A 17,641-nucleotide genomic window follows, 5' to 3' on the forward strand; every position below is an offset into this window, starting at 1 on the left:
TGACCCGCTTTCCGATGACCGAGCGCTGTTCCGTGCGCCCGGCCGGGTTTCCTCCTGTCCCGTGCACGGCTTCCTCCTGCTCGTCTTCTGTTGGGGAGTCGTCCGTTGCCTCTGTTCGTCTATGTCCTCGGCCTTGCCGTTTTCGCGCAAGGCACCTCCGAATTCATGGCCTCCGGTCTCGTGCCGGGGATCGCCGGTGAGCTGTCCGTCCCCGTGGGCGCGGCGGCCGCGCTGACGTCCGCGTACGCCGTCGGAATGATCGTCGGCGCTCCCGCCATGGCCGTACTCAGTGCGCGCTGGCCTCGCCGCCGGGCCTTGGCCGGGTTTCTGACCGCCTTCGTCGCGGTGCACGTCGTCGGCGCCGTTACGACGAGCTTTCCGGTGTTGTTCGGCACGCGGATCGTCGCGGCGATCGTCAACGCCGGGTTTCTCGCCGTCGCCATGCCTGTCGCGGTCGCCTTGGCGCCACCGGGAAAACAGGCACGAGCGACCTCGGTACTGCTGGCAGGCATCACGCTGTCTTGCGTCGCCGGCGTACCCGCCGGAGCCATCTTGGGCGATCTCGCGGGCTGGCGATCCGCGTTCTGGGCGGTCGCCGCGTTGTGCCTACCCGCGCTGGTGCTGGTGTTCCGTTCGGCGCCCGCCGACGCGGCGGGCCCGCATGACGTCTCCATCAGGCGCGAAGTACGCGAGGTGAAGGCGCCTCCCGTCCGGCGTGCGATGATCCTCGCGGCCTTGGTCAACGGCGCGACCTTCGCGACGTTCGCGTTCCTCGCGGTGATCGCGACGGAGGTCGCCCATCTCCCCGCCGGCGCGGTTTCCGCCTTGCTGGCGGCATTCGGTGTCGGCGCGTTCGTCGGGGTCACCGTGGCCGGCCGTACGGGCGATGGTGAACTCAAGCGCGGCTTGGTCGTCGCGTTGTGCGCCCTGCCGGTCGGCTGGGCGGTGCTCGCCGCGACCGGAGCACATCCGGTCGCCCTGTTCGCCATGGCGACCGTCCAAGGTGGACTGTCCTTCGGTTGCGGTTCCGCGCTCGTGGCGCGGGTCATGCACGTGGCTCCGGGCGCGCCGACACTCGGTGGTTCGTTCGCGACGGTCGCGCTCAACGCGGGCGCGTTCCTGGGGCCGGTCCTCGCCGGTTTCGTCACGGAAGCGACAGGCGACTATCGCCACGCGGTCTGGATCAGCGCGTCGATCGCCCTCGTTCCGCTTCTGCTCGTCCGACGGAAGGAAGTACCACTCTCTGGGTAGCATCGGCGGATCATGGAGATGATCACCGTGCCGGCGGGCGAGGTCACGCTTTCGGACCGGCGGACGCAGCGGAGCTGGACTGTCGGCGTCGAGTCCTACCTGCTCGCGCCCTGTCCGGTCACCCGCGGGTCCGGCCGTTTCCCCCTCGTCGAGGTCTCCTGGGAAGACACCCTCCGGTTCTGCAACACGGTGTCCGAACGTGAAGGGCTGACTCCGGCTTACCGGCTGGAGCCCGAGGTGACCTGGGACCGGACCGCGAACGGCTACCGCCTCCCCACCGAGGCGGAGTGGGAGCACGCCTGCCGCGCCGGCACGACCGGACCTCGCTACGGTCCGCTCGACGAGATCGCCTGGTACCGCGAGAACTCGGCGGAGTCCGTGCACGAGGTCGGCGGGAAGACGCCCAACGCCTGGGGCCTGCACGACATGCTGGGCAACGTCTGGGAATGGTGCTGGGACGTGTACGACGCGGAGGTGTACGGCGAGTACCGGGTGCTGCGGGGCGGTGGCTGGTTCGACGAACAGTGGAGTTGCCGGGCATCGGTGCGGCGCCGTAGTCACCCGACCTTCCACGTCGACGACGTCGGCTTCCGTCTCGCCAGATCACTGTGACCCCGGCTGGAGTCCTTGATGATCACGCGATTGAATGACGTCACGGACACCCCGCCGGGGTGCCGGAACCTGGAGGAAACCGTGACCGCTCCCCGAGACGTCGAACGCGTCTATTCCACCGCCGACGTCGTCGCGAAACTGCGCCGGCTCGCCGACGCTCTCGAGTCCGAGACCTCGTTCCGTATCCAGATCGCCGGAGAACGGTTCCGCGTCCCCGCCCGCGCGCAGTTCTCGATCGAGCACGAGCGCGGCGACGGCGAGGAAGAGGTCGAGTTCCAGCTGAAGTGGAAGATCGAGGAGACCGACTCGGACGACGACTCCGAAGGCACCGTCGTCTGACTTTCCGTCCACAAAGGACCGGAACCGGGCGGGCCCGCATTTCCATCGCGGGCCCGTCCTTCTTCTCTAGGTCGGCCTCGCGACCAGCTCCATCCAGAAGTCGGGCGCGTACTTGCCGATCTTCGAGAACTCGATCTTGCCCGCCGGGCAAGCCCGTTTCGACGAGTCGACGATGCCGTTGCTCCAGTGCACGATCGCCCAGACGCAGCGGCCGTCCTTCATGTGGTCGGTCACCCAGATCTCCAGGTAGTCCTGGCACTCGCGGTACCAGATCGACCCGGCAGTGTCGTCGCGGTGATCGCGGACATCGGTGCTCCGCTGTGGGCAGGTGCCCTGCGCGTCGGCACCGTTCGGGCGTCCGACGTTCACCTGGAGTTCGCCCTCGTAGGAGATGAGCGTCCACGGCCATACCCCGGCGACGCCGGTCGCGATCAGCACCCCCGCCACCGCGCCGGACAGCAGCAGCAAGAGCCGATGACCGAAGCCGATCCGGTGAGGTGCCGGGGGCGGCTGCCGCACGGGATCGCCGAAAGCGAGTTCGACGACGTCGCCTTCCGGTGGCTGAGTGGCAGTCCCGGCGAGGAGGCCCTGCAATCGCCTTACCGTCTCTTCCGTTTGCCCAAGGCCGAGAAGAATGGCCCGCAACTCGCGTTGGGTCGGCGGTTCGCGTCTGCCGTTCTCGATTTCCGAAATTCGTTCACGCCTGATCCGGAGACCGTGTTTCGCCGCGCGGCCCGCGAGGTTGTCCTGGGTCAGGCTCCGTTTGTCCCGGAGCCGTTTGATCAGTGCACCGAGCTCTTCGACGTCGGCGATGTCACCGGAATCGCCGCCCCGGACTTCCATGGCGCTCCCCTGTCCCTCAGCGCTTGCGCGACCGCGCAGAGGTAGGTTAGCGACACCGCGAACGGTGGGCATTCGCGGCCAGGTTTCCGCTGGTGAACAAGTTGTGCGCTGTCGCGACAAAGTTCCCCGACGTCGCGACGGCGGAGTATTCCACGCTCTTTCCTCATCCGGAGAAACAAATGAGGGAGGAACTCCTGTGACACAGGATCTCACCGGCGCTGCATGGTTCAAGAGCAGTCGATGCGGAGGCGGACCGACCTGCGTGGAAGTCGCCTTCTTGGAATCGGGGGTCGGCGTCCGGGACTCGAAGGATCCCGGCCCCGCGTTCGTGGTCTCCCCGGGGAGCTGGTCGTCTTTCGTCCGCCATTGTTCCGGGACGGCGGACGGTCAGGGATGCGACTCCGCCACCTCGTGAATCAGTTCGACCGAGTCCGCGGGCGCCAGCGCCAGCTCTTGGACCCGATCGAACGCGGTGAGGTACTGCTTCACCCGGTCGGCATCCTGGGTGAGTCGTCCCTCGGTCAGGTCGTCGGTGTAGACGACGTCCGGATCCTCGGGACGCGGGAAGCCCAGGATGATGAACCCGCCCGCCTGGGCGGGGTGCATTCCCACGGACGACGGCAGGACCCGCACGGTGACGTGCGGGTCCCCCGCCGCGTCGGCCAGACGCAGCAGTTGCGCTGCCATCAGTCCCGGCTCGGGCACCGGACAGCGAAGCGCCGTTTCGTCGATGACGACCGACAGGTGCGGCGGCTTCTCCCTGCGGAGGAGCGCCTGACGATCCATCCGCAGGGCGACCCGGCGCTCGGCGACCTCGGGTGTCGAGCCGGCGGCGAGCGAGAGCGCGTGCGCGTACTCGCGCGTCTGCAGCAAACCGGGGATCCACTGCGGCTGGTACTCGCGGATGTCACCGGCCTCTTCCTCGTAGCCGAGGTAGAGGTTGTAGCCGTCGTAGATGACACCGTCGAGGTCCGGCCGTTTGCCCCGCTGCCTCGACACCGCGAGCATCGCCGCCCGGCGGGCACCGGCCACCGCGTAGAAGTCCAGGAGTTCGCGCAGGTCCAGCGGCCGGACGGCAACCTGGCCGGTCTCGATCCGGCTGATCTTGGCGGCCGAGCATTCCAGCCGCGCGGCGGCCTCGTCGAGCGTCCGGCCCGCCTGCTCGCGCAGACGCCTGAGTTCGCGACCGAACCGGCGACGATCTTCCACCGCGTCAGACGTCTCTGGCACTCGAACTCCTATCGAAGCAAAAACTACACAATGCAAATCTTGCACTACTGGCCGCCACTCGCTAGCGTCCATGCAGAATGCAATATTTGCACGAGGGGACAGGTCATGGCCGATGGGCTGCACAAACTGATCGACGAGGGTGTCCCGGAGGTGGTCGATCGCCTCGGCAGATGGCTGCTGTATCCCGTCTTCTGGCTGACGACGGCGATCCTCGCCCTCTGGTTCCTGCAAACGGGACTGGTCTACGGAGTCTTGGTCATCGGCCCCCCGCTGATCCTGCTCCTCAGCTCCAGGTTCCACGGCCTGGGCCGCGTCTCGACCGCTCTGCTGGTGATCGCCGGACTGGCGGCACTGGTGCCCACCTTCTTCCTCGGGAAGTACAAGGCGGCCGAAGACGGTCACACCGGCTTGATCCTCGTCGGCTTCCTCGTCTTCCTGATCTGGGGCGCCGCCTACCCGGCGATGCTCGACAAGTTCGACGAACGGTTTCAGCTCTCCCAGTATCCGGCTGATACGCGGCGCAAGCTCCCGAAGGATGAACGAAACGAGCTCGCCCTGCTCCGCGTACTCCTGGTCAAGATCGTCATGGCGACCGTGACGATGCTGGTCGTCGACGCCACCATCGCCGTGATCCTCAGTCTGATCGCCCTCCTTCTTCGCAATCGCTGGTCCGCAGCTGTCGTCGGTGTGGCCTGCCTGGTCGAATCCGTCGCTGAACTCGACGACCTGAACCTCGTCTTCCGCTTCGACCCGATGGAGATCGCGGCCGGGCTGCTCGCCGCGCTGATGTGGTGGGACGCGGTCAAGAACCCGTTGTGGGACAGGCGAGTGCGGCCGGGGATGGGACGATGATCCAGCCGCCGGGGACACTGTTCCCGCCACATCCGACGTCGGCCCGCCGGTGGGGAGCCCGCTGGATCGACTGGCTCGTACCCTGGCTGGTCACCTCGCCACTCTGGTTCCTGACCGCCGAAAAGATCCAGACCGAAGCCACGAAACACGGCTTCACGCTGGCGGGCAAGGGAATCTTCAAGTCCGTGTTCGGTGATTGGGGCGCGCTCGGTGACGCCGCCGGCGACGAGGCGGGCGAACTGTGGAGCGACATCGTCTTCTACATCGCCCTGACACTGGCCGTCCAGGTTCTGCTGATCATGGCGTACGAGGTTCTCCTCACCCGCCTTTGGGGACGCACCCTGGGCAAGGCGGCCTTCGCGCTGACGGTGCGCGGCGCCGACGGTGGACGGCTGAGCTTCGGCCGGATCTGTGCGCGGTCCACCATTACGGTCCTCGTCCCCGGCCTCGGCTGGGTGCTGCTCATCGCGGCCGTCCTCACCTTGAGCGTGCTGCTCATGCTGGCGGGCGTCGCGCTCTTGATCTTCTCGGCCGTCGAATGCGCCGTCCTGCGGATGTCACCGGCGGGCAAGACCTCCTGGCACGATCGGCGGACCGGTTCGGTCGTGGTGCCCAAGACCTGGACGGAACAACTGCGGCAAGCCCGCGAGTTCCAGCAGCGCGCCCTGGACAGTGGAGTGGCGCGCGCTCGCCAAGCCTGGCAAGCGCCGCAGGTCCAACAGCTCTCCCAGCAGGCTCAGGCGACCTTCCAGCAGGTGCGGGAACGAGGCCGTCAGGCGATAAGGCGCGACGACGAGCCGTCATGAACGGGCGGGTCGCAGCAGGTCTTCGAGCCCGATCCGCTTCAGGAACCGCTCGCGGATCCGGTCTGCCACGGCACTGACCTCCCCGGAACCGTCGTTCGACGGATCGATGTGCACGCGGAACGGACGCTCACCGCGTCGGGCGCCTGGACGACGCGGTGAGCGCGCCGAAGCCACTGGACGCGCCGGTGATGACGATGATCTTTTCGCTCACGACGAGACCTCCCTCAGACGATTCCGCCGTTGGCGCGGAGAACCTGACCGTTGACCCAGCGGGCCGGGCCCGCGAGGAACGAGACGACCTCGGCGATGTCTGTCGGCGTACCGAGGCGTTCGAGCGGCGGCTGCGCGGCCATGCGCGCGACGGTCTCTTCGTCCTTGCCGTCGAGGAACAGCGCCGTGGCTGTAGGACCGGGGGCCACCGCGTTCACCGTGATGTCGCGGCCGCGCAGTTCGCGGGCGAGGACCAGGGTGATCGCCTCGACCGCACCCTTCGTGGCGGCATAGGCCGCGTACCCGGGAAGGGCGAGACCGAGCACCGAGGTGGAGAAGTTGACGATCGCGCCGCCGTCGCGCACGCGGCGCGCGGCCTGCTGGTCGACCACGAAGGTGCCGCGGATGTTGGTGCGGTGCAACCGGTCCAGCCGGTCGAGATCCAGTTCGGCCACCGGCGCCAGATACATGGTCCCGGCGGCGTGGACGACGACGTCGATCCCGCCGAAGGTCTTCTCGGCGGTGTCGAACAGCGCCGAGACGGCGTTCTCGTCGGCGACGTCGGCCTGCGCCGCGATCGCCTGGCCGCCCGAAGCGGTGATCGCGTCGACCGCGGCCCGCGCCTCGTCCTTGTTGCCGCCGTATCCGACGACGACCGCGAATCCGTCGGACGCCAGCCGCTCGGCGGACTCCCTGCCGATGCCCCGCGATCCGCCGGTGACGATCGCTACGCGTGTCATGATGCGCTCCCATCAGGTGTTTCCATTGATAACGCTATCAAGATATCACCGATACAGAACCAGTGCTACCCGATGAGTGTTATCGTTGATACATGACGTTGACGACGAAGGACCGGCTGGTCCGCGCGGCGGCGGAACTTCTGCTGGAGGGCGGGCGAGACGCGTTGTCGACGCGTGCGGTCAGCGCCGCCGCGGGAGTGCAAGCACCCACGCTCTACCGCACTTTCGGTGACAAGGACGGCCTCCTCGACGCTGTCGCCACATATGGCTTCCAGAGTTACCTGTGCGAGAAGCACCATCTCGGCGAGACCGAGGACCCGGTGGACGACCTCCGGCGCGGCTGGGATCTGCATGTCGAGTTCGGTCTGTCCCAGCCCGCGTTCTACATGCTCATGTACGGCGAACCCCGCGTCCGCGAAGCACGCCAGGAGGCGGACGCGATGCTCCGCCGGATCGTCGAACGCATCGCCGAGGCCGGAAGACTGCGCGTACCGGTCGAACGAGCCGCCCAGTTGGTGCATGCGACCGGGATGGGCGTGATTCTCTCGCTCATCGCGAGCCCACCCGAAGAGCGCGACGCGGACCTGATCACCGCCGCGCGCGAACACGTCATCGCGACCATCACCGCCGAAAGTTTGGAGGCCGCTTCGGACATCCCCAGTCGTGCGATCGCGCTCAAAGCCGCCCTGGAGAAGGATCCCGGGGACGCGCTGACCCCGGCAGAGCACGCGATGCTCGCCGAGTGGCTCGATCGCGTCGCGCGGTGAGCTACCGGCCGACGGCCCTTGCCGCCGCGACGGCCTGCCCGGCGTAGGACCGTCCGAAAAGGACGGTGTGCACCAGGAGCGGGAACAGTTGATGCGCGCCGATCCGGTCGGTCCAGCCCTCGGCGAGCGGGGCGACCTCCTGGTAGGCGGCCAGCACCCGGTCGAGCAGCGGACAGCCGAACAACTGCAGCATCGCCAGATCGGTCTCACGATGACCGCCGTGCGCGGCCGGGTCGATCAGGGCCGCCTCGACGGCACCCCACAGCACGTTGCCGTTCCACAGATCCCCGTGCAGACGGGCAGGAGGTTCGGCCGGTCCGGAAATCCCCGGTAGCCGCGTGCAAGCCTGTTCGATCGCGGCCGCTTCGTCGGCGTCCAACGTGCCCTCGTCGACAGCGCGGCGGACATACGGCAGGACGCGGTGCTCGGCATACCACCGCGGCCAGTCCTCCTCCGGTGCGTTCTCCATCGGAGCGACACCGATCCACGCGTCGACGGGCCCCTCCGGCGGAGCCGCGCCGAACGCGGGTGCTCCGGCCGCGTGCAACGCCGCGAGCCCCCGCCCCAGCCGTTCCGCCGCGTGGTGTGTCGGCCGACCTCCGCCGACCAGTTCCGTGACGAGCCATTCGTCGTCGTGGCCGCGGACCTCTGGCACCCGGACGGCTTCGGCCTCACCCAGCCACCGCAGTCCCGCCGCCTCCGCGGACGTCGCGTTCCGGGCATGCCCCCGTTTGACGACCACCGTGTCGCCGCTGTCCAACACCACTTCGGTGACCGCGCCCGAGAGCCCCCTCTCCTCGGCGACCGCTCGTCCGGTGATCCGCATGGCCGCCTCGGCAGGCATCGAAACCTGGGTCATGCCCAGCAACCTACCTCCGCCGATCGGGTGAACGCTCGTTGTCTAGGGTGCTTTCAGGGGAACTCAAGGTGTTTTCGTTTCCGAGGGGAGATCGGCCGTGCCCGAACGTCCGAGAATTCGTCATGCCGTCATCGCCGTGATGGCCGGCGTCGCGCTGGTCGGCTGCACGCCACCGTCGAATATCGGCCAGGCCAGAAGCGCCGCCGCCACGACGCCCGGAGAGGCGCCCGCCGGCCCGTCGCCGACGACGACTGCGATGCCGTACCTGACCACCACCCCCACGCTGGAAGTCACCGGCGACGCGGTCAAACCGGGTACGAAACTCAAATTCGGTGAGCAGGCGATCATCCCGTTCTACAGCCGGTACGCCAAGGGCGTCGTCGGGCTCACCGTCACCGTCGAATCGGTGAAGGCACCCGACGCCGACATCGACGGTCTGCCGCTCAAGGACGAAGACAAGGCCAAACTGCGCGGAAAGAACTTCTTCTTCGTCCACGAGAAGCTGACGAACGTCGACGGCGCCAACCTCGCCGAAGTGACCGCGCCGATCCTCACCGCCAAGACCAGGAGCGGCGGCTGGCCGGGTTCACTCCTCGGCATGGGGAAGACCGACGTCACCGGCTGCGAGGACCAGAACTTCGCGCCGAAGGACTTTTCGGTCAAGGGGGCGGTCTTCGAGTCCTGCCGCCTGCACTTCGGCGTCGCGTCGGACCCGATCGCGTCGCTGGCGTACACGACCCAGCCCTACGAAAGCGCCGATTCACGCGCCGTGACCTGGCGGAACAAATAGTCCGGCCGGTTTCCCGACCTCGGTCGGACTGCACCCGGTCAAAGCGCGGAACTCGCGGATGAGGTGCGCCTGGTCGCTGTAGCCGCCCAGGTGCGCCACCTCCGCCCAGGAGAGGGACGACGCCCGGTTCACCAGCGCCATCACGCGGTTGAGCCGGGTGATCCGCCCGACAATGCTGGGATTCAGGCCGATCTGCTCGCGGAAGCGGGTATTGAGATGCTGCCTGCTCCAGCCGATCTCCTCCGCGAGGGCGTCGATACGGACCGGGCCCGCCGCGAGCCGGTCCCACGCGAACCGGACCGCCGGCGCGAGTTCGGGACCGCGAGCGAGCCTCGAAATCAGGTATTCGTCCAGCGGCCGGAACCTCTCCGGCCAGTCCGCCGCCTCCGCGAGCCGTTCGGTCAGCGGCCCGGACGGCATCAGGTCGGCCGCCGCGATCGCCGAATTCGTCAACTCGCGCAACGGGATCCCGAACAATCCGTACGCACCGAGAAGGGTCAGGGCGACGGCGATCCCTCGCGAGACCCCACCTTGCTCCGCGAGCAGTGGCCGGTCCCGCAATCCCAGTACGGGTGATTCCGGGATCGAGTCTTCCCCGTCCGGACGGCTCGGGACTTCGAGGTCGATCACCCAGATCAGGACGGACAACGGAGTGATCTGCCACGAAGTCGGCCCGGCGTCGGGCAGGTCGTGCGCGACGTAACTCGAGACGTGGGCGGCGAGGCCGGGATGCGGCGACCGGAGAACCCGTTCACCGGGCGCGCGGACGATGTCCCGTCGCGGCACCACGAGACCCCACCCGCCCATGCGGTCATCTTACTTTCGTTCAAGACCGGGAACGTGGCTCTGCCTAGCGTTCCATCCATGAACAAGATCGGGAGCTTCAGAAGTCCCGCGGCCGAAATGCGTTACTTCGCCGCCTACGACCGAGCCATGGCCGAATGCCCGGAGCCGGGCGCGGTCTTCAATATCAGGACACACCATGGCATCACTCGCGTCTACCGCTACGGCGACGGCCCGCCGATCGTCCTGCTTCCAGGGCTCATGGCGACTTCCGCCTGTTACGCGGCACTGCTTCCGGCCCTGGCCGAGCGGCACACGGTCTACGCGATCGACACTCTCGGCGAGGCGGGCGGAAGCGTGCAGAAGGCGCCGTTCAAAGACATCCGCGAACGCGCCAGTGCTCTCGACGACGTCTTCGACCGCCTCGGTCTGTCCGAGGTACACGTCGTGGGCGGCTCGACCGGGGGCTGGCACGCGGTCAATCAGGCGATCCACTTTCCCGGCAGGCTGGCGTCCATCGGGCTCCTGGACCCGACGACCGTTTCGGCACCGTTCGCGCGGAAAGTGTTCTGGTACGGCCTGCCCGCCGCCGTACTCGACAGCGAACGCCTGTGGCGGCGTTTCGTGACGTGGTCCGCCGGGGAGGACATTCTCGACCAGCCCGCCGCCCGGCTGATTCTCGCCGGGATCCGGTGTTATCGGGCACGAGTGCCGTTCCAGGTCTGCCCGGGCGAGGAGGCGTTGCGGTCCCTTGAAGTCCCCACGCTCGCCTTGTTCGGCGGGCGAAGCGCCGTGCACGATTCGGCCGACGCCGCGGCACGGCTGGAAAGTCTGCTCCCCCAGGCCGACGTCGAAATCCTGCCCGACGCGGGCCACTACCTCTACCTGCGGCCGGAGGATCGCGACCGGATCGTCGACCGCGTCCTCGAGTGGGTCGCTTAGGCCACCCGTGCGGCGGCCTGCGCACGCGCGGCGGCCAGGCTGGCCTGGCACGCGACGATCAGCCGGTCCGAAGCCGCGCTTTCGCCATGGCCACACCCGGGGCAGGACATCGTGACGATGCCGGACAGTTCGTCGACCGAAACGGTCAGCGCGATCGCGCACGAACGGCACCACCGATGCCGGGTGATCGGGTTGACGTGCATCGGGGAGGCGACGCACTGGTGGATCCAGCGGCCGTGCACGTGACAGGTCATCCGGTCGTCCGGGGACAGGCGGCCGACGTCTTCCGCGTCGTCCTCCATCGCCAGCAGAACCGGCAGAGTGCGGCTCACCGGGTTCAGCCGCGTGATCGAGGCCAGTGTCGTGGTGTTCATCGCTTTCTCCTTCCGGCTCTTATCAGGACGTCGATCGGGGAGCGCCAGATACGACACGGCCGGGCGGCCTTTCGCGAAATACCTCCCCCTGCCGGGTGAGTCGATCTTGGTCGATTCCAAACCGTTACCCCATTCGGGTTAACGACGCGTATCTTTCGGATCATGACGGCCATCCTCGCCAAACTGTCCACATCGGACGGTGGTGGCCGCCCCTACCTACTGCTTCCGCCCGCCGGCGGGACAGTCCGGGCGTTCGGCCCGCTCGCCGGAACAGCCGGTGCGGACGTCTGGGGCGTCGAATATCCCGGGCACGGGGACCAGCTCGCAGAGCCGCCGGCATCGTCGATCGAGGAACTCGCCACGCTTCTGGCCGGTGCGACGTCGAAGGACTGGTTTTCCCGCGCCGTGACGATCGGTTTCGGAATGGGTGCCTTCGTCGCTCTGGAAATGGCGCAGCGGCTGGGCGTCTCCCCGGGTGCGCTGATCGTCGTGGACGCGTGTGCTCCTCAACGGCGCTCGCCGGACAAGAACGCCAAGGCGGGCGCGTCGGCCATGGGGCGGGTGTTCGGCCGCACGGGGCTCACCCCCGTCGCGGGCTACCGCGACTCGCCCGAGAGCTGGGAGTACGCGCTCGACCTGCTGCTCGGCGATCTCCAGCTGGTGAACGCCTACCGCGGGCCCGCCAGGACACGGCTCGCGTGCCCGCTCGCGGCGATGCGCGGCACCGACGATCCGGCGTCCGCCTCGGGCGACGACGCCACGGGCGGCTGGCGGGTGTGGACGTCCGGTCCGTTCGTGGGCCGGGTCGTCCCCGGCGGGTATCTCGGCGTACTCGAATCCGGCCGGGAGATCGAGTTCTGGGGCCGGATCCACCGGCTGGAAGCCGCCTTCCTCGACGTCCAGCCGGACGTCGCCTAGGTTGCGTCCCAGCCGGATGACGTACAGCGGTGACGTCGTCCGACAGTCGCCGCGCCCCGCACCGCGCCCCTAATTTCATCCCGTACCAGGCGTTACGCGGGAGGAATCAGGATGCTCAGCAGGAGAAGGTTCGCACAGGCCGTCATCGCCGCGTCGGCGGGAGCCACCGTGGCGGGCTGCTCGGCCCAGCCCGCGGCAGCCCCGGCGGCGGCACCTGCCACCACCGGCGGGAACACCTCGTTCGGCCCCCTCAAGCAGATCGACGCCGGGGAACTGAGCATCGGGTACGCCGAAGCCGGTCCCGCCGACGGTCCGGTGGTCGTCCTCCTGCACGGCTGGCCCTACGACATCCACAGCTACGTCGACGTCACCCCGCGCCTGGTCGCGGCCGGATACCGGGTGATCGTGCCGTTCCTGCGGGGCTACGGGCCCACCCGGTTCCTGTCGAAGGATACTTTCCGCAACGGCCAGCAGTCCGCGATCGCCGCCGACGTCGTCGCCCTGCTGGACGCCCTCAAGATCGAGAAGGCCGTCTTCGGCGGCTTCGACTGGGGTGCCCGCACGGCCGTGATCATCGCCGCGCTGTGGCCCGAGCGATGCAAGGCGCTCGTCTCGGTGAGCGGCTACCTGGTCACCAACCGGGAGACGAACAAGGAGCCGCTGTCCCCGGCCGCCGAACTCGGCTGGTGGTACCAGTACTACTTCGCCACCGAGCGCGGGATCCTCGGCTACACGAAGAACCGCCACGATTTCAACAAGCTGATCTGGAAGATCGCGTCGCCGAAGTGGACCTTCGACGACGCGACCTACGACCGTTCGGCGGCCTGTTTCGACAATCCGGACCACGTGGCCATCGTGATCCACAACTACCGCTGGCGGCTCAGTCTCGCCGAAGGCGACCCGAAACTCGACGCCCTCGAACAGAAACTCGCGCAGGGGCCGTCGGTTTCGGTGCCCACCATCACGATCGGCAGCGACTTCGACGGCCCGAACACCGACGGCAAGGCCTACCGGTCGAAGTTCTCCGGCAAGTACGAACACCGGATCCTGAACGGGATCGGCCACAATGTGCCGCAAGAGGCGCCGGTGGAGTTCGCCAAAGCGGTCATCGACGTCGACAAGTTCTAGCGACCACTGGTGAGGTGTTCGAGGGCCAGCTGCGACAGGCGGATGAAGCCGTACCCGCGTTCCGCCGCCTTGTCCGGGTCGAAGTCCTCGAACGCCGACCGGTCCGCCAGCAGATCCGCGGCCGTCTCTCCCTCGTTGAGCGTCGGCGTCGCCAATTCCGGGACGAGGGCGGCTTCGAGTGCGGCCCGCACCTCGGGATCGGCACGGAAGGCCCGCGAGCGTTCGGCGAACAGCAGGTAACTGGCCATGTTGGCCTCGGCGCTGGCCCAGACGCCGTCCATGTTCTCCGTGCGCAACGGCTTGTAGTCGAAGTGGCGCGGCCCGTCGTAGCCGCCGTTCTCCAGCAGGTCGACCAGGAAGAAGGACGAGAGCACGTCGCCGTGCCCGAACACGAGGTCCTGGTCGAACCGCGGACCGCGCTGGCCGTTGAGGTCGATGTGGAACAGCTTGCCCTGCCACAGGGCCTGCCCGATGCCGTGGACGATGTTGAGCCCGGCCATCTGCTCGTGCCCGACCTCCGGGTTCACGCCGACGATCTCGTGGTTGTCCAGCGTGGAGATGAACGCGAGCGCGTGCCCGACGGTCGGCAGCAGGATGTCGCCGCGCGGTTCGTTCGGCTTCGGTTCGAGCGCGAGGCGAAGGCCGTAGCCCTGGTCGATGACGTACTGCGCGAGGAAGTCGATGCCCTCGCGGTAGCGGTCCATCGCCGCGCGGACGTCCTTGGCGGCGTCGGTCTCACTGCCTTCGCGACCGCCCCAGAGCACGAAGGTCGACGCGCCGAGCTCCGCCGCGAGGTCCAGGTTTCGCAGCACCTTCCGCAGCGCGTAGCGGCGGACGTCGCGATCGTTGCTGGTCAGGCCGCCGTCCTTGAAGACGGGGTGGCTGAACAGGTTCGTGGTCACCATCGGCACGACGAGTCCGGTCTCGGCGAGCGCGCCCTGAAAGCGCTTCAGGTGCCGCGCGCGTTCCGCGTCGGCCGAGCCGAACGGGACGAGGTCGTCGTCGTGGAAGGTGATGCCCCAGGCGCCGAGTTCCGAGAGCCGGTGCACGGCTTCGACCGGGTCGAGCGGTCCCCGGCTCGCCGGACCGAACATGTCGTTCGCCTGCCAGCCCACGGTCCACAACCCGAAGCTGAACTTGTCCTCACGCGTCGGTGCCTGAGCCATCTCGCCTCCACCAATTAGTTTGATGCCTGAACTTATCGACGCGTCCGGCGGCGGGTCAAGCCTTTCGTTCAGGCATCGAACGAATACAATCGCGCGATGATCGGCACGCGCCCGGCTGGACAGCACACCGTGCGGCAGCACAACTCCGCCCTCGTCCTGCGCGCGATCGCGGACGGCCCCGGCACTTCACGGGCAGGTCTCGCCGCCGCCACCGGGCTCACGAAGGCCACCGTGTCGAACGTGGTCGACCGCTTGATCGCGGCCGATCTCGTGGCCGAAGGCGAGCCGGAACAGCGGGTCGGGCCCGGACGGCGCGGCACCGTCGTCTCCCTCTCCCCCACCGGCCCGCACGGACTCGGCATCGAGATCGGCGTCGACTACCTGGCGTCCTGCCTGGTCGATCTGACCGGCGCCGTCCGGGCGGAAGAGGTCCGGTACGCGGACAACCGGACCCCGCGCGTCTTCCAGCGCGTGTCGGCGTTCCTGCGCCGGGCGAGGAAGCAGGCGGAGGAACTGGGTGTGACCGTCGGCGGTGTCGGCATAGCGGTTCCCGGGCTGGTCGAATCCGGTCTCGTGCGGCTCGCCCCCAACCTGGCCTGGCGCGACGTCGACCTCGCGGACCGGCTCGGCGGCACCTTCACCGTCGCCAACGAAGCCAACTTCGCCGCTCTCGCCGAACTTTGGCACGGTTCGGCGTTGCCGGATTTCGTCCACGTGTCCGGGGAGATCGGGATCGGCGCGGGAATCGTGCTCGACCGCGCGCTCTTCGAGGGCGTCCGGGGCGCGGGCGGCGAGATCGGCCACCTGCCGGTCGCGCCCGGCGGTCCGCCGTGTTCCTGCGGCGCGAACGGCTGCCTGGAACGCATGGCCGGGCAGGAGGAGATCCTGCGGCTGGCGGGCACCGAAACCGTGGACGCCCTGATCTCCGCGCTGGAGTCCGGTGACGACACGGCGCTTTCGGCGATCACCATCGCCGCCGGGCACCTCGGCGTCGGACTGTCCACTGTGGTCAATCTGATGGACGTTCCGGCCGTGGTGCTAGGCGGAACGTACGCGCGACTCGAGCCGTGGCTTCGTGAGCCACTCCTCGCCGAACTCGAGCGCCGCGTGCCCAGCACGGCATGGTCGCCGGTGCGGGTGATCCGATCGGCTCTCGGCACTGGTGCCGCCGTACGCGGCGCGGCCGGCTCGGTGATCCGCGGCATCCTCGCTGATCCCGAGCACCATCTCACGACTCACTGGCCATCCGATCAGGACGTTCCGGGTCGCTGACGTCAGGCAGCAGCGGCGCGATCGCCTGCGCCCGCTGTTCGATATCGGGTCGCTCGACGCGCCGCGCGTAGTCGATGAGGGCCTCCCGGTCCGCCAGCGGAAGCCACCCCTGCTCGCTCCCGGTCTCCAGCCGCACGAGGTGCTGCACCAGCTCCACCGACTCGGCACCGAACTCCCGCATGCGGCGCGTCAGCAGCTCCGCCGCGGCGAGGTAGCCGTTGTTCCACGCGTGGACGGCCAGCAAGTGCGCTGTCGCGGCGAGGATGTCGCCGAGGTGGAAACCGCCCTCCGCGGCGAGGTGCCCGGCGAGCCGGAAGCTGCGTCTGCCCTCGCCGACCGGCCCCTCCTCGCGAATCGCTTCGAGCAGTGCCCCGATCTGCCGTGTCAGGTAGTCCTGACCCGCGCCCTCCACCGTCACCGCATTCCTCCACCCAGTCGCCGCGATCGTAGGAAGGTGTCAATGGGGAGTAGATCAGATACATCGAATGCCGAACCGTTACCACCCGAATGGAGTGGCCGGCGATGCCTCTCGGTCAGCACGGCCACCCGTCCGCCGACATCAGGAGCAGGACACGCGCCACGATTCCTCCGCCTCCGCCATGGGACCCGCCTGTATTCGGCGAGAAGGCGGTGAGCGTTACAGGGTCCCGGGCAACGTCTGCGAGACGTCACCCGGGACCCACTGGCGCGGCAAGGGATCAGCTGGCGGTGGCGGTGTTGATCGCCCGTGCGTAGTCGGCGGCCGTGCCCTGCGCCGAGCACTTCTTCATGTCGTCGTACAACCACATGAAGCCGCCGGGGATGCCCGCGGACGACTTCCACGACCGCATCTTGCTCTCCACTTGCGCGGGCGAGTCTCCCGACGAGCAGCCGGAGCCGTTCTTGCTCCACAGTCCCGGATCCACCGGCATGCCGAGCGACCGCGACCACGTCGCCGGGTTGTTGCCGCTCCCGCCCGCGTAGGCCTGCAAGTACACGCGATCGACCAAGGCGCCGAGGCCGTTCTTCACGCCCTGCCAGTACGAAACCGCGGTGTACGGCGCGAGGGTGAAGTTCCGGTAGCCCATGGCGTTCGCCATCCGCGCGAAGGTGACGGTGGAGTCGACGTCGTAGTGCGCTTCGTCGTCGTTGTTGATCGCGTCCGCGCCGGTGGCGTTCTTCAACGCCAGGAAGTTGCGGTACAGGATCGTGCCGCTGCCGGTGCCGTCGCGGGTGATCAGCTTGTCGATGGCTTCCCAGTCCGGCGTTCCCCAGGCGCCGACCGAGACCTCGATGCGGTTGACCGACGTCGGCGCCTGCTTCAGCGTCCGCAGCCGCGCGGGCCAGCCGGCGTCGCCGACGTACCGGCCGCCTGCGACCACCAGGTGGTCGTTGTAGTACAGATCGCCGTTGTCGTGGACGTGGATGCTCCACAGGATGACCGTGGTGAAACCGGACGAGCGGAGGGTGTCCATGACGCCCTGTCCGTCCTGATAGAACGGTCCCCCGCCGTAGATCGCGGATCGCCCGGCCGCGGCGGGGGTCGCCGGGGCTTCGGCGGCACTCGGCCGGCCCGTCGGGACGATCGCGAGACTCGCCGCGGCGACCACCATGGCCACCGTCGCACGCACCCAGGTCCAGCTCATCAGGTCAGCTCCCTTCGGCCCGACTCGGAGAGTATGAGATTTTCCAACGGCGGAGCCAGAGTTGTTCGGTGACCTGTCCGGTGGAATAGACCATTCAGCTCACGCCATCAGGACGACCGTGGTGTAACGACCGC

General features: G+C 68.2%; 21 protein-coding genes. 12 read left to right on the forward strand and 9 right to left on the reverse strand.

All coding sequences use genetic code 11. From position 1 onward, the window contains the following. Positions 1-105: 105 nt before the first annotated feature. The 3 genes from CFP71_RS10185 to CFP71_RS10195 are packed head-to-tail and all read left to right on the forward strand — an operon-like array spanning position 106 to position 2,202. Positions 106-1,251: a Cmx/CmrA family chloramphenicol efflux MFS transporter gene (locus CFP71_RS10185; RefSeq protein WP_093933591.1), complete on the forward strand. Its 1,146-nt coding sequence runs from the start codon at positions 106-108 to the stop codon at positions 1,249-1,251. A gap of 12 nt (positions 1,252-1,263) precedes the next feature. After that, positions 1,264-1,863, forward strand: coding sequence for a formylglycine-generating enzyme family protein (locus tag CFP71_RS10190; protein ID WP_093933592.1), 600 nt, complete (start codon positions 1,264-1,266; stop codon positions 1,861-1,863). Between the two features lie 18 nt (positions 1,864-1,881). Beyond that, positions 1,882-2,202: an amphi-Trp domain-containing protein gene (locus CFP71_RS10195; RefSeq protein ID WP_244199621.1), complete on the forward strand. Its 321-nt coding sequence runs from the start codon at positions 1,882-1,884 to the stop codon at positions 2,200-2,202. Between the two features lie 66 nt (positions 2,203-2,268). On the opposite strand, the gene CFP71_RS10200 is transcribed toward CFP71_RS10195, so the two are convergent. Next, positions 2,269-3,045 carry a helix-turn-helix domain-containing protein gene (locus CFP71_RS10200; RefSeq protein ID WP_093933593.1) on the reverse strand — a complete coding sequence of 259 codons (777 nt, stop codon included), beginning with the start codon at positions 3,043-3,045 and terminating at the stop codon, positions 2,269-2,271. Here CFP71_RS10200 and CFP71_RS45520 point away from each other — a divergent pair. After that, positions 3,044-3,460 (forward strand): DUF397 domain-containing protein, encoded by a 417-nt coding sequence (locus CFP71_RS45520; protein ID WP_093933594.1) that lies wholly within the window; start codon positions 3,044-3,046, stop codon positions 3,458-3,460. The genes CFP71_RS10200 and CFP71_RS45520 overlap by 2 nt on opposite strands. On the opposite strand, the gene CFP71_RS10210 is transcribed toward CFP71_RS45520, so the two are convergent. Continuing rightward, positions 3,433-4,275 carry a helix-turn-helix domain-containing protein gene (locus tag CFP71_RS10210; protein ID WP_244199622.1) on the reverse strand — a complete coding sequence of 281 codons (843 nt, stop codon included), beginning with the start codon at positions 4,273-4,275 and terminating at the stop codon, positions 3,433-3,435. The two genes, CFP71_RS45520 and CFP71_RS10210, sit on opposite strands and share 28 nt — an antisense overlap. Positions 4,276-4,380: 105 nt before the next feature. On the opposite strand from CFP71_RS10210, the gene CFP71_RS10215 reads away from it, so the two are divergent. Both CFP71_RS10215 and CFP71_RS10220 read left to right on the forward strand, forming a co-directional pair. Next, on the forward strand, positions 4,381-5,127 hold the full coding sequence (locus tag CFP71_RS10215; RefSeq protein ID WP_093933596.1) for a hypothetical protein: 747 nt from the start codon (positions 4,381-4,383) through the stop codon (positions 5,125-5,127). Next, positions 5,124-5,933 (forward strand): RDD family protein, encoded by an 810-nt coding sequence (locus CFP71_RS10220; RefSeq protein WP_093933597.1) that lies wholly within the window; start codon positions 5,124-5,126, stop codon positions 5,931-5,933. The genes CFP71_RS10215 and CFP71_RS10220 overlap by 4 nt, the downstream gene beginning before the upstream one ends. A 224-nt stretch (positions 5,934-6,157) precedes the next feature. Here the strand turns inward: CFP71_RS10220 and CFP71_RS10225 are convergent, their stop codons facing one another. Beyond that, complete coding sequence (locus tag CFP71_RS10225; RefSeq protein ID WP_093933598.1) at positions 6,158-6,883, reverse strand: SDR family oxidoreductase; 726 nt, start codon at positions 6,881-6,883, stop codon at positions 6,158-6,160. A gap of 92 nt (positions 6,884-6,975) precedes the next feature. Here CFP71_RS10225 and CFP71_RS10230 point away from each other — a divergent pair, with 92 nt between their 5' ends. After that, positions 6,976-7,650, forward strand: coding sequence for a TetR/AcrR family transcriptional regulator (locus tag CFP71_RS10230; protein ID WP_093933599.1), 675 nt, complete (start codon positions 6,976-6,978; stop codon positions 7,648-7,650). A gap of 1 nt (position 7,651) precedes the next feature. On the opposite strand, the gene CFP71_RS10235 is transcribed toward CFP71_RS10230, so the two are convergent. After that, positions 7,652-8,509: a fructosamine kinase family protein gene (locus tag CFP71_RS10235; protein ID WP_093933600.1), complete on the reverse strand. Its 858-nt coding sequence runs from the start codon at positions 8,507-8,509 to the stop codon at positions 7,652-7,654. A 97-nt stretch (positions 8,510-8,606) separates the two neighbouring features. Between CFP71_RS10235 and CFP71_RS10240 the strand changes: the two genes are divergently transcribed. Then, positions 8,607-9,299, forward strand: a complete 693-nt coding sequence (locus CFP71_RS10240) for a hypothetical protein (RefSeq protein WP_244199623.1) — start codon at positions 8,607-8,609, stop codon at positions 9,297-9,299. On the opposite strand, the gene CFP71_RS10245 is transcribed toward CFP71_RS10240, so the two are convergent. After that, the gene (locus CFP71_RS10245; RefSeq protein WP_093933601.1) at positions 9,270-10,106 is read right to left on the reverse strand and encodes a helix-turn-helix domain-containing protein; all 837 of its coding nucleotides are present in this window, start codon (positions 10,104-10,106) and stop codon (positions 9,270-9,272) included. The genes CFP71_RS10240 and CFP71_RS10245 overlap by 30 nt on opposite strands. Before the next feature lie 57 nt (positions 10,107-10,163). Here CFP71_RS10245 and CFP71_RS10250 point away from each other — a divergent pair, with 57 nt between their 5' ends. Further along, the gene (locus CFP71_RS10250) at positions 10,164-11,024 is read left to right on the forward strand and encodes an alpha/beta fold hydrolase (protein ID WP_093933602.1); all 861 of its coding nucleotides are present in this window, start codon (positions 10,164-10,166) and stop codon (positions 11,022-11,024) included. On the opposite strand, the gene CFP71_RS10255 is transcribed toward CFP71_RS10250, so the two are convergent. Beyond that, the gene (locus tag CFP71_RS10255; RefSeq protein ID WP_093933603.1) at positions 11,021-11,398 is read right to left on the reverse strand and encodes a hypothetical protein; all 378 of its coding nucleotides are present in this window, start codon (positions 11,396-11,398) and stop codon (positions 11,021-11,023) included. The two genes, CFP71_RS10250 and CFP71_RS10255, sit on opposite strands and share 4 nt — an antisense overlap. Positions 11,399-11,560: 162 nt before the next feature. Here CFP71_RS10255 and CFP71_RS10260 point away from each other — a divergent pair, with 162 nt between their 5' ends. Both CFP71_RS10260 and CFP71_RS10265 read left to right on the forward strand, forming a co-directional pair. Further along, on the forward strand, positions 11,561-12,316 hold the full coding sequence (locus CFP71_RS10260) for a thioesterase II family protein (RefSeq protein ID WP_093933604.1): 756 nt from the start codon (positions 11,561-11,563) through the stop codon (positions 12,314-12,316). A 111-nt stretch (positions 12,317-12,427) separates the two neighbouring features. Then, on the forward strand, positions 12,428-13,444 hold the full coding sequence (locus CFP71_RS10265) for an alpha/beta fold hydrolase (protein WP_093933605.1): 1,017 nt from the start codon (positions 12,428-12,430) through the stop codon (positions 13,442-13,444). On the opposite strand, the gene xylA is transcribed toward CFP71_RS10265, so the two are convergent. After that, positions 13,441-14,610: a xylose isomerase gene (xylA, locus tag CFP71_RS10270; RefSeq protein ID WP_093933606.1), complete on the reverse strand. Its 1,170-nt coding sequence runs from the start codon at positions 14,608-14,610 to the stop codon at positions 13,441-13,443. The two genes, CFP71_RS10265 and xylA, sit on opposite strands and share 4 nt — an antisense overlap. 96 nt (positions 14,611-14,706) lie before the next feature. Between xylA and CFP71_RS10275 the strand changes: the two genes are divergently transcribed. Then, positions 14,707-15,882, forward strand: a complete 1,176-nt coding sequence (locus tag CFP71_RS10275) for an ROK family transcriptional regulator (RefSeq protein ID WP_093933607.1) — start codon at positions 14,707-14,709, stop codon at positions 15,880-15,882. Here CFP71_RS10275 and CFP71_RS10280 read toward each other — a convergent pair. Together CFP71_RS10280 and CFP71_RS10285 are read right to left on the reverse strand one after the other, a co-directional pair. Beyond that, on the reverse strand, positions 15,839-16,300 hold the full coding sequence (locus CFP71_RS10280; RefSeq protein WP_093933608.1) for a hypothetical protein: 462 nt from the start codon (positions 16,298-16,300) through the stop codon (positions 15,839-15,841). The genes CFP71_RS10275 and CFP71_RS10280 overlap by 44 nt on opposite strands. Positions 16,301-16,580: 280 nt before the next feature. Continuing rightward, positions 16,581-17,507, reverse strand: a complete 927-nt coding sequence (locus tag CFP71_RS10285; protein WP_093933609.1) for a lysyl endopeptidase — start codon at positions 17,505-17,507, stop codon at positions 16,581-16,583. Between the last annotated feature and the right edge of the window lie 134 nt (positions 17,508-17,641).

Source organism: Amycolatopsis thailandensis, assembly GCF_002234405.1.
Taxonomy (GTDB): domain Bacteria; phylum Actinomycetota; class Actinomycetes; order Mycobacteriales; family Pseudonocardiaceae; genus Amycolatopsis; species Amycolatopsis thailandensis.